Origin of the sequence: Massilia eburnea (assembly GCF_009720745.1) — a bacterium.
GTDB classification, from domain to species: Bacteria; Pseudomonadota; Gammaproteobacteria; order Burkholderiales; family Burkholderiaceae_D; genus Rugamonas; species Rugamonas eburnea.
Genome location: NZ_WNKX01000010.1, coordinates 12,515 through 26,932 on the forward strand (window position 1 = coordinate 12,515; position 14,418 = coordinate 26,932).

Here is a 14,418-nt window from a genome sequence, read left to right on the forward strand (position 1 = left end):
GCAAAAATCAAGACGGCGCCCCCTGGGGCGCCGTTTTTGCATGCAGATGCGGTAAAATCGGCCAACTTACCGGTCGCCTGACCCATTCGAAGAAAGAAAGATTGATCATGAAACAAGCCGTCATCAGCGGAACCGGCCTCTATACCCCACCGAACTCGATCAGCAACGAAGAGCTGGTCACCGCGTTCAACGCCTACGTCGAGCTGTTCAATGCGGAAAATGCCGCCGCCATCGCAGCAGGCACCGTGACCGCGCTCGAGCCATCCAGCGCAGCCTTCATCGAAAAGGCGTCCGGCATCAAGTCGCGCTATGTGATGGAAAAAACCGGCATCCTTGATCCGAAGCGCATGACCCCGCGCATTCCAGAGCGCAGCAACGAAGAGCTCTCGCTGCAGGCCGAGATCTGCGTGGCCGCCGCACGCCAGGCGCTGGACCGCGCCGGCCGCACCCCGGCCGACATCGACATGGTGCTGGTGGCCTGCTCGAACATGCAGCGCGCCTATCCTGCCATGGCGGTGGAAGTACAGCAGGCACTGGGCATCGATGGCTTCGGCTTCGACATGAACGTGGCCTGCTCCTCGGCCACCTTCGGCATCCAGACTGCCGTCGGCGCAGTGCAGAGCGGCCAGGCGCGCGCCGTACTGATCCTGAACCCGGAAATCACTTCCGGCCACCTGGACTACCGCGACCGCGACAGCCACTTCATCTTCGGCGACGCCTGCACCGCGATCATCGTGGAAGGCAAGGAAGGCGCAGTATCCAAGCACCAATGGGACATCCTGGACACCAAGCTGAAGACCAGCTTCTCCAACAACATCCGCAACAACTTCGGCTTCATGAACCGCTTCGACGAAAGCGGCATCGGCGCGCCCGACAAGCTGTTCAAGCAGCAAGGCCGCAAGGTGTTCAAGGACGTGTGCCCGATGGCGGCGCAGATGATCAAGGATTCGATCGACCGCGCCGGCCTGAAGGTTGAGCAGATGAGCCGCTTCTGGCTGCATCAGGCCAACCTGAGCATGAACCAGCTGATCTCGCGCACCATCCTCGGCCGCGACGCCGAGCCAATGGAAGCGCCGGTGATCCTGGACACCTACGCCAATACCTCGTCGGCCGGCTCCATCATCGCCTTCCACAAGCACCAGGACGACCTGCCGTCCGGCGCGTATGGCGTGATCTGCAGCTTCGGCGCCGGCTACTCGATCGGCTCCGTCGTCGTCCGCAAAGCTTAAGTTAAAAGTCGGGCCAGAAAAAGGGGACGTAACACATTTTCGGCTGCGCCGAAAATGTGTTACGTCCCCTTTTTCTGGCCCCGGCTTTCGTTCTTAAAGGCTGGCAGCCAGTTCGGCGCCTTCCTTGATGGCGCGCTTGGCATCCAGTTCGGCTGCCAGCGCGGCGCCGCCGATCTTGTGGAAGCGCGGGGCGCCCGCTGCGGCGCTTTCGCCTTCCGGCGGCATCAACTCGGTCAGGCTTTCCTGGCCGGCGCAAATCACCACGTTATCCACTGCCAGCAGGCGCTCTTCTTCGCCGACCTGGATGTGCAAGCCTTGATCGTCGATCCGCTTGTACTGCACGCCGGGAATCATCACGACGCCATTGCGGGCCAGCACCGCGCGGTGCACCCAGCCTGAGGTCTTGCCCAGGCCTGCTCCCAGTTTGCTGGTTTTGCGCTGCAGCAGGTAAAGCTGGCGCACCGGTTCGGGGGTCTTGGCGGGAACCAGGCCGCCGCCTGTCTTGGCGTGCAGGTCGACGCCCCATTCAGCGGTCCAGTGCTCCTTGGCCAGCGGCAGCGAGTGCTCCGGGTTGTGCAGCAGGTACTCGCCCACGTCAAAGCCGATCCCGCCCGCACCGATGATCGCCACGCGTTTGCCAACAGGCTTCTTATCGCGCAGGACATCGAGGTAGGACAGCACTTTCGGGTGGTCGATGCCGTCGATCCTCGGCTTGCGCACACGGATGCCGGTGGCGACAATCACGTCGTCATAACCGCCTGCCAGCAATTCCTCGCGCGTCACGCGGTGGTTCAGTTGCAGCTTGACGCCGGTCAGCTCGATCTTGCGGCCAAAGTAGCGCAGGGTTTCGTTGAATTCTTCCTTGCCCGGGATCTGCCTGGCGATGTTGAACTGGCCGCCAATGCGGTCGCTCGCATCGAACAGGGTAACGTCGTGGCCGCATTCCGCTGCGACCGTCGCTGCCGACAAGCCGGCGGGACCTGCGCCCACCACGGCCACTTTGCGGCGCGCCGTTGCCTTGCGATACACCAGCTCCGTCTCATGGCAGGCGCGCGGATTCACCAGGCAGCTGGCGCGCTTGTTCTGGAAAGTGTGGTCCAGGCAGGCCTGGTTGCATCCAATGCATGTATTGATTTCATCTTCGCGATTTGCGGCGGCCTTGTTCACGAATTCCGCGTCGGCCAGGAAGGGGCGCGCCATTGAGACCATATCGGCATCGCCGCGGCGCAGGATGTCTTCCGCTTCCGCCGGCATATTGATGCGGTTGGAGGCCACTACCGGAATGGTCACCTCCTTGCGCAGGCGCCCCGCTACTTCGGCAAAGGCGGCGCGCGGCACGGAAGTGACGATAGTCGGCACGCGGGCTTCGTGCCAGCCGATACCGGTGTTCAGGATGGTGGCGCCGGCCTGCTGCAAGGCCTTGGCAACGGTCACCACCTCCTCCCAGGTATTGCCGCCGTCGACCAGGTCCAGCAGCGAGTGGCGGTACATGATGATGAAGTCGCGGCCCACGGCTTCGCGCATGCGGCGCACGATCTCCACCGGCAGTCGCATGCGGTTTTCGATGCTGCCGCCCCAGCGGTCGGTGCGCAGGTTGGTGCGGGCGCACAGGAACTGGTTCAGCAGGTAACCTTCGCTGCCCATGACTTCCACCCCGTCGTAGTCGGCCTTCTGCGCTAGCCTGGCGGCACGCACATAGGCCTTGATGGTCGACTCGATGCCGCCTTCGGTCAGCGCCTTCGGCTTGAACGGCGAGATCGGCGATTTCTTGTCCGAGGCCGATACGGCGAAAGGCTGGTAGCCATAGCGTCCCGCGTGCAGGATCTGCATCAGGATCTTGCCGCCCTCCTCGTGCACGGCGCGCGTCAGCTTGCGGTGGTTGAACACGTCGCCGATGAAGTTCATGGTGCCGCCGAAGGGCAGCAGCCAACCCTGGCGGTTCGGCGAGATGCCGCCGGTGACGATCATCCCCACCCCACCCTTCGCACGTTCGCGGTAGAAGGCCGCCAGCTTGTCATAGTTGAAGAAGCGGTCTTCCAGCCCGGTATGCATGGAGCCCATGATGACGCGGTTGCGTAGGGTGGTGAAACCCAGGTCGAGGGGCGAAAGGAGATGCGGGAAATTGGTGGTCATAGCGGTCAGGCGGGAGTTCAGTGCGCTGTCTAACGATGGAAGCGCGCGGCGCTTGTATTCTGCCACCAGTTACCTTACGCTGGGGGGATGAAGCGACTGTTATTAGTATTGTTCCTCGGTTTTACCGCGCCAGCATTCGGGGCGGGGCAAGCGGCCCGATTGGAAATTCCAAAGCTGGAAGTGACCGTCAACCGGGTGACGACAGACGCGCAGCAGCTGTATGAAGTGAACGCCAGCGGCACGGTACATGCATCGTTGCCAACAGTGTGGCGTACGCTCACCTCCTACGACACCATGGAGGAATTCGTGCCCGACCTGGCCTCGTGCCGGGTGCTCTCGCGCAATGGCAATGAAGTCATTATTGAGCAATTTGGTACGGCCCGATTCCTGTTCATGTCGCGCTCCATCCACCTGGTGGTGCGCGCCACGGAGCAGCCGATGTCGTCGATCGACATTGCCCTGGTCTCGGGCGATATGAAACATTACGAAGCGCGTTGGGAACTGATTCCCATACCGGAAACCGGCGGCACCCGCGTGGTCTACAGCGGACGCCTGATGCCGAACTTCTACGTGCCCGGCCTGCTGGGCACCAATATCATCCGCGGCGATATCCAGCGCATGATGAACGCCGTGCTGGCTCATCTCGAGCGTCAGCCGGCCCTGCCGAAACAGTCCGAGCTTGCGCGCGGGCTGGGCGGAGTGCCCAGCGTCCCATGATCAGGCCCTGCGCGGTTCAGGCCGTGTAGTGGTCGCGGTCGCGAACTTCCGCAAAGTTTTCCAGGCTGCCGATACGGATCACCACCGGATTCATGGTGGAAGCGGTCTGCATGGAGCGCCAGGCAAATTGCCATTCTTTTTCCATTGAATCCTCACGCGTCTTGGTGAAGGCGGCGCCCAGGGCTGCACGGCCGCCATATTCCACGGCGCCGTCGATGCCCGCCCAATTCGGCAAGGTGCGCTGCACGGCACGGTGGATGCGCTCACCGAATTCCTCGGTGTTGTGGATCACCAGGCAACTGTCGGCGCCGAAGTGTTCGAACAGGTCGCGGCTCCAGGCCTGCGAGAAGCTCAGGGTCAGGAAGCTGCCCGCAGGGCGCAGCACGAACTGGCCCTCCTTCAGGGCTTGTTCGAGTTCACTGCGCGGGCCGTAGCGGTGCAGCGTAGGTGGGCGTTTGTAATCGTGCATGATGATTCTTAGTTCGGGGTTCTTTCGATGTGCCGCATATGGCGGTGGGCACGCATGAATGTCGAGGCGATGAAGATTTCGCGCAGCAGGTAGCCGAAATTGCCGATCAGGCAAACCATGGCGGCAATGAACAGGCCTGCGATGGCTTTATCCAGCGTGACGTTGGCGGCGTCGCCGACGAACAGCAAGGCTACCACCAGGCAGACGAAGAGGCCGCAGGCCGTGGCCAGCGCGATCGCAACGTTGATCAGGTGCGAACGGCGGTACAGGACGTCCAGCTCGTTCATGTAGGTATCGTTGTAGGCGACGTCCAGGCGCTCTTCCAGCACGCGCGAGCGGTCGATGATGCGCGCCAGGCGGTTCAGCAGCACCAGCAGGTTGGTGCAGACGGTGGACAGCATGAACACCGGCGCAATCGCCAGCTGGATGATGTGGCCGATGTCGCCAAGCTGGATATTCATGTTCATGCGAAGCGTCCTTGCTGGCGGAATTGTTCGGTGGCGTTGACCAGGGCGCGGCTGATGCCGACCTCCATCGCACCGTGGCCGGCGTCCGGGATCATCTTCATCACGGCGTTGGCGCCCCAGGCCTGCTGCAGGCGCTGCGCCGATACCGGCGGGCAGATCACGTCATAGCGGCCCTGCACGATCACGGCCGGCAGATGGGCGATGCGCGAAGTATTGGCCAGCAGCTGGCCGTCGGTGAAGAAGCCGAGGTTGGCCATGTAGTGCGATTCCATGCGGCCTACGCCCAGGTCCAGTGTGTCCGATGGCGGTTCGTCCGGCTGCGGCAGCAGGAAGACGCGGCGGCCTTCGAACTTGCTCCAGGCGCGCACGGCGGGCCAGTGCACTTCCGGGTTCGGGTCCATGATGCGCTTGACGTAGGCTTGCAGCAGGTTGCCGCGTTCCTCGCTCGGGATATGGGCGACGAATTCGTCATACACCTCGGGGTGGAACCATTCGGAACCTTGCAGGAACCAGTCGATTTCCTTCTGGGTACAGAGGAAGATGCCGCGCAGGACAAAGCCCAGGCAGTGCTCCGGGTGCGCCTGGCCGTATGCCAGCGCCAGCGTGGAGCCCCAGGAGCCGCCGAAGACCAGCCATTTGTCAATGCCGAACAGCTCGCGCAGGCGTTCGATGTCTGCGATCAGCAACTGGGTGGTGTTGTTGCGCACCTCGCCCAGCGGGGTCGATTTGCCGGCGCCGCGCTGGTCGAACAGGATGACCCGGTAGTGGTCCGGGTTGAAGAAGCGGCGGTGCTGCGGCGACATGCCGGCGCCCGGGCCCCCATGCAGGAAGACCACCGGAATCCCGTTCGGGTTGCCCACCTCTTCCCAGTAAATTGTATGGATGTCATCGACCGCCAGCATGCCGCTATTGCGGGGCTGGATAGGCGGGAACAGGTGTGGCAGGGCGTCAGGCATGGTTTTCCTCTGTGCGTGAAGCCAAGATTGTAACCGCTCAGAAGAAGGTGTTGATCGCTTGTATGACGTTGTACGTGTCATCCACAAGCAGCATCACCGGCCATTTGTCGAAGGTCGTGCAAGGGTGGGAGATGCCACAGCCCACCAGGTCGCCCACCTGCAGGTCCGCCTTGACGCCATCCGGCCAGCGCAGGTAGGCATGCTGGTCGTTCATCTTGTCGATCACGGCGCCCTTTGGCAGCTGCAGCGGCCCCTCACCTGGCCGATGCGCCGCAATCGCCATCGGTAGCCCGAGGTCGTGCGATGCATCGCGCTTGCCCATGGCGAGGATCGCCAGGTTGGGCTCTGGCCGCGACAGCACCGTGGTCCAGATCTCCAGCGCCGGGCGCAAGCCCTCCCCGGCAGCCTTGCCCTCGCGGCGCGCCAGCTCACTGGTCAAGCCGCCGTAGTAGCCATGGTCGTTGGTTACGTAGCAACCGCTGCGCAGGATCGGCAGCACCTTCTTGCCCTGCACCGCCAGTCCTGCGAACTCGCGCGCAACGCGGTCGAAATAAGCCGAGCCGCCTGCGGAGATGATTACCTGCTCGGCGCCAAACAAGCCTTCCGCCGCAGCCGCTTTCAGCATTTCGCCCATGCGTTGCAGGAAGCCGTTCACGACTACCACATCAGCCGCACGGTTATCGGTAACGACCAAGCCTTCATAGCCTTCGATGCCCGCCAGCTGCAAGCCTGGCGCAGCGGCTACTGCACGCGCCACGGCCATCACCTCCTCCGGATCGCGGCAACCGGCACGCTTGCCCTTCATGCCCAGCTCCACCAGCAGCGGCAATGGACGATCAAGGCCAAATGCCTGGACTTCGCGGGACAAGCGCTCAACGCCTTGCAGCGAATCGACCAGGGCAAAGAATTCGAAATTGGCGTCTTCCCGCATCAAGTGCAGAACCGCGCGGGTATCGGCTGGCGCCACCAGCTCATTGGCCAGGATCACGCGCCGCACGCCAAAGCGCGCTGCAACCTGCACTTGCGGAATAGTGGCCAGCGTGATGCCCCAGGCGCCGTTCTCGATCTGCGCCGCAAACAGGTGGGGGCTCATGGTGGTCTTGCCGTGCGGCGCCAGCAACACGCTGTGGCGCTCGCAGAAAGCGCGCATCCAGGCCAGATTGTGCTGCAGGGCCGACGCCTTCAGCACGGCCACCGGAAGGCTGGTATCTGCCGCCAGCACGTTCCAGTGCTGAGCACCGATCATGTGCTGGCGCAGCGGCTCAACAATAGGCAGGCCTTTTACGCCGGGTTGCAGGATTTGTTCGTCAAGTTCGGGCAGGGAAAGCATGGCGTCGTTTTGCGAAAAGGAGCGGTAACAGCCATAGTAGCAGCACCAGGTCGCACCAGGCGAACCAGTCACCCCATTGCCCGTACAGTCTGTGCGACTGGTACAGGGGAAGGTCGCCCACCAGTTGCGCATCGCCTTTCTCATCCGTGGTTTCAGCAATGATGCGGCCACGGTCGTCGGACAGCGTCAGGCTGCCACGCCGGGCCGCACGCGCAATGGCAAACCCGCCTTCAACGCCCCTCAGGACGGCCATGCGGCTGTGCAGGCGGCCATCCAGCCCGAAGTCCCATGCCGGCACCAACAGCAGGTTGGCGCCGCGCTGAGAGTATGCACGGCCGGTGTCGTGGAAATCCATATCCTTGCATACGGCGAGCCCTGTGGCCGCACCTGGCAGCATGACGTAATCGCTGCCAGGTTTGTACTGGTCTTCAAACCCTGGAATCAGGTGGCGTTTTGCATAGGCAGTCGGCGTAGCAGCGCCGCGGTGGAAGGCCAATGCCGCATTGCGCTCTTTTCCCGCAGGTTGCTTCAATGCGATGCCAGCGGCGATCGTCATGTCGTGGCGTGCCGCGCGTTCGGCCAATCCGGGCAACGCGGCGCCGTCGAGAGTCAATGCGGTCTCCGGCAGCACCACGATGCGTGCGCCCTGGGCTGCCAGCGCGTCGATGACGGCGAGGTAGCGCTTCAGCACCGTCTGGCCTTCCGTGGATTCGACTGCGGGACGCACAGGGCCCTGCAGCGAGACGAGTCCAACACGCACCGTCTCATGAGGTTTTTGCTGGAGCCGTGCCGCGCCAAATGCCAGCGTTCCAACGACGACGGCCAAGCTGCCCATTCCGGCCAACGCTCGCCAGCGCAATGGCGTAGTTCCACTCTCGGTGGCAGACGCGCCCGCGTTGGCATATGGCGCCAGCACGGACGCAACTGTGGCCGGGAAAAGCGCGACGACGAAGCTGACTCCCCAGTTGCCGGTCACGCTGGCAAGCTGAATCACTGGCAGGAGATCAAGCTGGCTGTATGCCAGGCTGCCAAAAGTGCCGTGCGGGGAAACAAGCGAACCGAGATATTCGAATGCTACCACCAGCGCCGGATACGCCAGCGTTGCCGCCACCGGGCGCGCGCGAAGCAGAAAGCCGCGATGCGCCATGACCGCCAACGCAAATGTTATAGACGACATTGCTGCAATCTGCAATGCGACGAGCAGCGGCAAGCGAATGACATCCTGCAGGTAGTGCCACAGATTCAATCCCCTGCAGGCGCCGGCAGCAAGCGCCGCCAGTAAGACCCAACGCCAGCGCAAGCGAGGCGCGGTTAGTAGGACCGGCAGCGGCGCAAGCCACGCCAGCCAAGCGATCGGCGCGAGCCCGGTGCCAAACCACCACCCTGCGCCGGACAACGCGGCCCCGGCGACAGCCAGCTTAACGCTTGATCCCATCGAACAGCACTCCAAGAGATTGAAGGTAGAAGGCGCGGAACTGCGCCTCGTCGTAGCTGAAACGCCCAGCGCGGTAAAGGGCGATCAAGCCGTGAGCCTGGCCCCACAACACCATCGCCAGGTCCCACGGATCACATTCACGCAACAGGCCGCGCCGGACGCCTTCCTCCAGCATGTCAGCCACCACATTCAAAGTCGGCGACTTTCGCGCGCGAAAATCCTCCGGAAAGCGCCGCGCATCGTCACGCGCCACCGAGAAGCTGTAGTCAAACAGGTGTGGATGCTGCAGGGCGTAATCGAGGTAGTTCTCCATCGAATGCAGCAGCCCATGCATCAAGTCGGGATGCTGGGCACGCGCCGCCCATTCCTGTGCGACTTCCTCGAAAGCGATGTCCGAAATGTGCTTGAGCAGTTCTTCACGATTGGTGAAGTGGCGGTAGATCGCCATCGGCGTGATGCCCACCGCGTCAGCAACGCGGCGCATTGAGACTGCGCCCGCCCCTTCGGTTTCGAAGAGTTGGCGGGCGGCGGCGACGATCTTTTCTTGGGTGGTGGCAGTCATGTATACAGCGTATACATGACTTATTAAGAAGTCAATCAGATGAAAGGTCGGCGACCGGCCTTCAAGATGAGGTGGAAGCCTTCAGTGTTGTGCTGTTGACAGAGCCAATGCCTTCAACGTGCGAGCAAAGGCGACGGCCCGACCAGCATCGGAATTGGGATCAGGGGAGTAGACCTCACCAGCGATCAGACCAGAGCCTGACCGCGTGCCGATCGGATTGGCTACGGCCATTTGCGCAATGTACCCGTCAAGGTAAAGTTGCTCCAAAGTTGGCGGCGGGTCCAAAGTGCTCAATGGGGCATGCCGCCGACGAGGTCAACGGAGCTATTGCAAACACTCATCATCCTCGCATTCCGATCCAAATGACCGCCTCGGTAGAGGCTGAGACAACCGGCAACAGGACGCGCGACCAAAATCCATCATCAGCAGCAAGAGACACCGACTGATCATGGTGCAGGCGCTCTTCCATCACGATCGACCCGACAGCTTTTGCGGCCTCTTCGTCTTTATCGCTCAATACTTTGAGCTGTTGCTCAAGATGATGAAGAACCACGCGCTCCACTGCTACGGTTGTTGCTGCGATGGCTCTTTGGCCAAAAATCGCTGTCACCAACCCAAGCATGAAACCGCCGATACCGCAAAGCCAATAGCTACGGCAGCGAGGGCGCTCGCGACGTTGAAGCTCGGCCCAGAATATCGCTCTGTGCCGCTCTTCGTGAGACTTGAATTCAGTGAGCTGCGCAACGATGCCTGGCGCAGTAAGGCGGGCGAGAAATATCTGACCGGCATAAATGTTCACGGCCCCATTCTCGCCTGAGTGATTGACTTTCAGAACCCGCGCGGCGAATTCGTCGAGCGGGATATTCATTGAAAATTACTCATGAGCCTAATGCCACAAGCCGAGAATAAGGCCGAAAATGACGAATTGCGCGGTGTGATAGCCGCCGTCGATCAGCCAAAGCTTGAGGCTGCGCTGCGCGAACTGGTAATTGATCCCGAAGCAGGCGGCCACCATGCCGAGACCGGCCATGACGCCGTGCTTGATGGCGAAGTCCAGTTCTGGCGCCGGTCCAAGCCAGCGCGCGAAGACGACTGCAGCCAGCAGCGAAAACAGGAAAGCGACGCCAAAGACCTTGGCGGGATGGCTGTCTTGTTTGACGCCGCCGTTCTCATCGTTCCACATTTTTCCGAACAGGACCGGCGAGTACCACAGACCGCCCAGCATAAAGCTGGAAACCGCCGCCAATAGAACTGCCCAGTAGTTCATCTCCCACAACTGCATTGTTGTCTCCCCAGGTTTTATTGTTGAGGAGGAACGATATCACTGCTTGCAATGCTCGGAAAGCATTTCGCCCATCTTGCGGCTGGCGGCGCTGCGGTCGTCGGCCCAGGTCAGTGCGGATTCGGTGGCGCCCGATACTTCGCGGCGCAGGAAGCTCACATAGGTGGAGCCTTTCTTGCCGGTGACGTGCATCAAGCGTACTTCGCAGCTGCGGCGTTCGTTGTCGCTGGCGGCGGTGGCTTTGGCCGTGCTGAGCACTTCAACCTTGATGACGGGGCCGATATGCGCCACCAGCGGCGCACGCTGGTTGAGGATATCGAGCAGCTTGTCTTGTGGGATGTCGCGGCTGCACGCGGCCAGCAACAGCAGGGGAAGCAATTTCTTCATGGCGCCTCCAATAGAACAAACGCCGGCCGGCACGAGGGCCAGACGGCGTTTGGGTGTTGCGTTGCTCTTTACTGCGATCAGGACATGTGCTGGCCGCCGTTAATGGCGATGTTGGCACCGGTCAGGAACGCCGCTTCGTCGGAAGCCAGGTAGGCCACCAGGCCTGCCACTTCTTCCGGCTTGCCCAGGCGGGCCATCGGGATCTGCGGGATGATCTTCGAATCCAGTACGTCTTTCGGGATCTCCATCACCATCTTGGTGCCGATGTAGCCTGGCGAGATGGTGTTGACGGTCACGCCCTTGCGCGCCACTTCCAGCGCCAGCGCCTTGGTGAAGCCGTGCACGCCGGCCTTGGCCGCGGAGTAGTTGGTCTGGCCGAAAGCGCCCTTCTGGCCGTTCACCGAGGAGATGTTGATGATGCGGCCCCAGCCACGGTCCACCATGCCATCCGCTACCGGCTTGGTCATGTTGAACACGGAGTCCAGATTGGTCTTCATCACAGCATCCCAATTGACCTTGTCCATCTTCTTGAAGGTCATGTCGCGGGTGATACCGGCATTATTCACCAGCACGTCCACCGGGCCGATATCGCGTTCGACGGCCTTGATGCACTCCTGCGCCGACTCGTAGTCCGACACGTCGCAAGGATAGGCCTTGAAGTTGTAGCCCTGGTCTTTCATCGTGGCCAGCCACGACTCATGCGTCTTATTGCTCGGGGAATACGTGGTTACCACTTTGTAGCCCAGTGCGACCATCTTGATGCAAATCGCTTCACCCAGACCACCCATGCCGCCCGTTACTAATGCAACTCGTGCCATTTATGTTCCCCTATTGATTTAAACGATTTCTTATTCCCGCTCTACTGCCAGTGCTACGCCCATGCCGCCGCCGATGCACAGCGAGGCCAGGCCTTTCTTGGCGTCACGACGAACCATTTCGTGCAGCAGGGTCACCAGGATGCGCGCGCCGGAAGCGCCGATCGGGTGGCCGATGGCAATCGCACCGCCGTTGACGTTGATCTTGCTGGTGTCCCAGCCCATTTCCTTGTTCACGGCGCAGGCTTGCGCGGCGAAGGCTTCGTTGATTTCCAGCAGGTCCAGGTCTTGCGGCGACCAGCCTGCCTTCTTCAGGCACAGCTGCGAGGCCGGTACCGGACCCATGCCCATGTAGGCTGGATCCAGGCCGGACGATGCATACGCCTTGATGCGCGCCAGCGGCTTCAGGCCCAGTTCCTTGGCCTGCTTGGCGGACATCATCATCACGGCAGCTGCGCCATCGTTGATGCCGGATGCGTTACCTGCGGTGACGGAACCTGCCTTGTCGAAGGCTGGGCGCAGGCTGGACAGTGCTTCCAGCGTCGAACCTGGCTTCACGTATTCGTCCTGGTCGAAGACGATGCTGCCTTTCTTCTGCACGATTTCCAGTGGGAAGATCTCGTCCTTGAATTTGCCGGCTTTCTGCGCCGCTTCAGCTTTCAGCTGCGACTGCAGGGCGAATTCATCTTGCTGGGCGCGCGAGATATCGTATTTCTTGGCGACGTTCTCGGCGGTGATGCCCATGTGGTACTGGTTGTACACGTCCCACAGGCCGTCCACGATCATGGTGTCGGTCATCTTGACGTCGCCCATGCGGAAACCGTCGCGCGAGCCATTCAGCACGTGCGGCGAAGCGCTCATGTTTTCCTGGCCGCCGGCGATGATGATGCCGGCGTCGCCGCATTTGATCGCTTGTGCCGCCAGGTGAGTGGCTTTGAGGCCGCTGCCGCATACTTTGTTGATGGTGTAGCCAGGGATGGCATTTGGCAGGCCCGACTTGATCACGGCCTGGCGTGCAGGGTTCTGGCCGACGCCAGCGGTGAGCACCTGGCCCATGATGACTTCGCTAACCAGGTTAGGGTCGATGCCCGTTTGGGCCAGCAGGCCCTTGATTACGTGGGCGCCCAGCTCTGCTGCCGGGGTCTTGGCCAGGGAACCGCCAAACTTGCCAACGGCGGTACGGCCTGCTGCAACGATTACTACGTCATCCATTCTGCTTCTCCGGAAGTGGTATGAAAATCTTTCAATGCATTCTAGCTAAGTGCCATGCCTGCGGCCAGCAATGGCCTACCGGAACAGTGGCTTATTCAAAGCCACATCAGTTGCCTCACGGCCAAAAGCTTGCGCTCGGTCAATAGCGTGCCTGCCTTGGTCGGTTGCCATTTGCAGCAGGTCTTGTGGATGCTGGATGGCCAGGAATTCATTGGAGGCTGCGGTCATGGCAGCGAGAGAAGCCAACGCGGTATCACGGTGCCAATCGCAAATGCTGGCGAAGCTGGCGAGTTGCGCGTCGAAAGCCGCCTGTGCGGCGCGGGAAAATTCATCGTTGAACGCGTACATGCCCATGCTCCTTCCTTCATATTGATGGCTGAGATACCGCAAGACTTCTCATGTTAGTGCGCGATTCCTGATAAATGTTTGATAAACATCAAGTGCTGCTTTCATTTTGCATAAATCCCTATGCGATGTCACGACAATAACTTGATACCGTCCAGTGTGGCTGCGCACTGCTCGCGTATCACGTTGACGAAGTCGGCTACGTACGCCTTGTGCTGCAAGGCGGGAGGCACCGAAACAAACAGGTCGCTCCACAGGCCGGTCTCGCCAATCGGGCGTGCAATCACGTAGTCATAGTCCACATAATTCTTGATCGCCCAGTTCGGCAGGGCCGCCAAGCCGCGGCGGCTTGCAACTAATTGCAGAATGGCGACCGTGAGTTCGGCGGTGCGGCGCTGGAATTCGACGCCGGCGGGACGCAGCACTTCGCGGATCAGGTCGATACGCTGTTCGGGGACCGGATAGGTGATCAGGGTTTCACCTTCAAAATCCTGGGCCGACAGGCGCCGCTGCGCGGCCAGCCGGTGCTTTTGCGCCATCACGGTCAGGATCTCAAAACGGAACAGCGGGAAGGTCGAATAATCGGCGCTGTAATCCGAGCCGATCACCAGGTCGGCTGCTCCGTTGCGCAACAGGTCGGCCGGTTCGCTGTGGAAGCCGGAAACCAAGTCAATCTCCACATCCGGCCAGCGGGTACGGAATGCATCCATCACCGGCATCAGCCAGTCGAAGCATGTATGGCATTCAAGCGCCACGCGCAGCTGGCCGGTGTCGCCTTGGGACAGGCGCAATACGTCGCGCTCGGCCCGTTCCACTTCGGGCAACAGGGTGTCAGCCAGCTTGAGCAGCCGTTCGCCAGTTGCGGTAAATCCGATCGGTATCGATTTTCGCTCAAACAGAGGGGTTCCGTAGCGATCTTCCAGTAATTTGATTTGATGTGATAGGGCCGACTGGGTCAGGTTCAGCAGTTGTGCTGCCTTGACCAGGCTACCGGAGGAGCGAAGCGCAGACAGCGTGCGCAGGTGACGAATCTCAAGCATGTATGAAAAGTTTTCAAGTGGATGCATAAAAAGTTTCGT

General features: G+C 61.2%; 16 protein-coding genes. 2 read left to right on the top strand and 14 right to left on the bottom strand.

Annotation, left to right across the window (positions count from 1 at the left end):
* Positions 1-107: 107 nt before the first annotated feature.
* Positions 108-1,229, top strand: coding sequence for a beta-ketoacyl-ACP synthase III (locus GM658_RS14500; RefSeq protein ID WP_155454770.1), 1,122 nt, complete (start codon positions 108-110; stop codon positions 1,227-1,229).
* Between the two features lie 93 nt (positions 1,230-1,322).
* On the opposite strand, the gene GM658_RS14505 is transcribed toward GM658_RS14500, so the two are convergent.
* The gene (locus tag GM658_RS14505) at positions 1,323-3,362 is read right to left on the bottom strand and encodes an NADPH-dependent 2,4-dienoyl-CoA reductase (RefSeq protein ID WP_155454771.1); all 2,040 of its coding nucleotides are present in this window, start codon (positions 3,360-3,362) and stop codon (positions 1,323-1,325) included.
* Between the two features lie 159 nt (positions 3,363-3,521).
* On the opposite strand from GM658_RS14505, the gene GM658_RS14510 reads away from it, so the two are divergent.
* On the top strand, positions 3,522-4,079 hold the full coding sequence (locus tag GM658_RS14510; RefSeq protein WP_229416910.1) for an SRPBCC family protein: 558 nt from the start codon (positions 3,522-3,524) through the stop codon (positions 4,077-4,079).
* 16 nt (positions 4,080-4,095) lie between these two features.
* On the opposite strand, the gene GM658_RS14515 is transcribed toward GM658_RS14510, so the two are convergent.
* The 13 genes from GM658_RS14515 to GM658_RS14575 form a co-directional block, all read right to left on the bottom strand.
* Entirely contained in the window at positions 4,096-4,548 is a 453-nt protein-coding gene (locus GM658_RS14515; protein WP_155454773.1) for a hypothetical protein, read from the bottom strand.
* Between the two features lie 8 nt (positions 4,549-4,556).
* Entirely contained in the window at positions 4,557-5,009 is a 453-nt protein-coding gene (locus GM658_RS14520; protein ID WP_155454936.1) for a DUF2721 domain-containing protein, read from the bottom strand.
* A gap of 2 nt (positions 5,010-5,011) precedes the next feature.
* The gene (gene pip / locus GM658_RS14525) at positions 5,012-5,971 is read right to left on the bottom strand and encodes a prolyl aminopeptidase (RefSeq protein ID WP_155454774.1); all 960 of its coding nucleotides are present in this window, start codon (positions 5,969-5,971) and stop codon (positions 5,012-5,014) included.
* 37 nt (positions 5,972-6,008) lie between these two features.
* Positions 6,009-7,301: an amino acid deaminase gene (locus GM658_RS14530; RefSeq protein ID WP_155454775.1), complete on the bottom strand. Its 1,293-nt coding sequence runs from the start codon at positions 7,299-7,301 to the stop codon at positions 6,009-6,011.
* On the bottom strand, positions 7,279-8,736 hold the full coding sequence (locus GM658_RS14535) for a nitrilase-related carbon-nitrogen hydrolase (RefSeq protein ID WP_155454776.1): 1,458 nt from the start codon (positions 8,734-8,736) through the stop codon (positions 7,279-7,281). The genes GM658_RS14530 and GM658_RS14535 overlap by 23 nt, the downstream gene beginning before the upstream one ends.
* On the bottom strand, positions 8,720-9,298 hold the full coding sequence (locus GM658_RS14540) for a TetR/AcrR family transcriptional regulator (protein ID WP_155454777.1): 579 nt from the start codon (positions 9,296-9,298) through the stop codon (positions 8,720-8,722). Before GM658_RS14540 ends, GM658_RS14535 begins: the two co-directional genes overlap by 17 nt.
* A 340-nt stretch (positions 9,299-9,638) precedes the next feature.
* Positions 9,639-10,166 (bottom strand): demethoxyubiquinone hydroxylase family protein, encoded by a 528-nt coding sequence (locus GM658_RS14545; protein WP_155454778.1) that lies wholly within the window; start codon positions 10,164-10,166, stop codon positions 9,639-9,641.
* Positions 10,167-10,184: 18 nt separating this feature from the next.
* Positions 10,185-10,580 (bottom strand): DUF1761 domain-containing protein, encoded by a 396-nt coding sequence (locus GM658_RS14550; protein ID WP_155454779.1) that lies wholly within the window; start codon positions 10,578-10,580, stop codon positions 10,185-10,187.
* A gap of 39 nt (positions 10,581-10,619) precedes the next feature.
* Positions 10,620-10,967 carry a hypothetical protein gene (locus GM658_RS14555; RefSeq protein WP_155454780.1) on the bottom strand — a complete coding sequence of 116 codons (348 nt, stop codon included), beginning with the start codon at positions 10,965-10,967 and terminating at the stop codon, positions 10,620-10,622.
* 77 nt (positions 10,968-11,044) lie between these two features.
* Positions 11,045-11,785 (bottom strand): acetoacetyl-CoA reductase, encoded by a 741-nt coding sequence (phbB, locus tag GM658_RS14560; protein WP_155454781.1) that lies wholly within the window; start codon positions 11,783-11,785, stop codon positions 11,045-11,047.
* Between the two features lie 30 nt (positions 11,786-11,815).
* Entirely contained in the window at positions 11,816-12,994 is a 1,179-nt protein-coding gene (locus GM658_RS14565; RefSeq protein ID WP_155454782.1) for an acetyl-CoA C-acetyltransferase, read from the bottom strand.
* A 75-nt stretch (positions 12,995-13,069) separates the two neighbouring features.
* The gene (locus GM658_RS14570) at positions 13,070-13,342 is read right to left on the bottom strand and encodes a hypothetical protein (RefSeq protein WP_155454783.1); all 273 of its coding nucleotides are present in this window, start codon (positions 13,340-13,342) and stop codon (positions 13,070-13,072) included.
* Between the two features lie 128 nt (positions 13,343-13,470).
* Positions 13,471-14,379 (bottom strand): LysR family transcriptional regulator, encoded by a 909-nt coding sequence (locus GM658_RS14575; RefSeq protein ID WP_155454784.1) that lies wholly within the window; start codon positions 14,377-14,379, stop codon positions 13,471-13,473.
* Between the last annotated feature and the right edge of the window lie 39 nt (positions 14,380-14,418).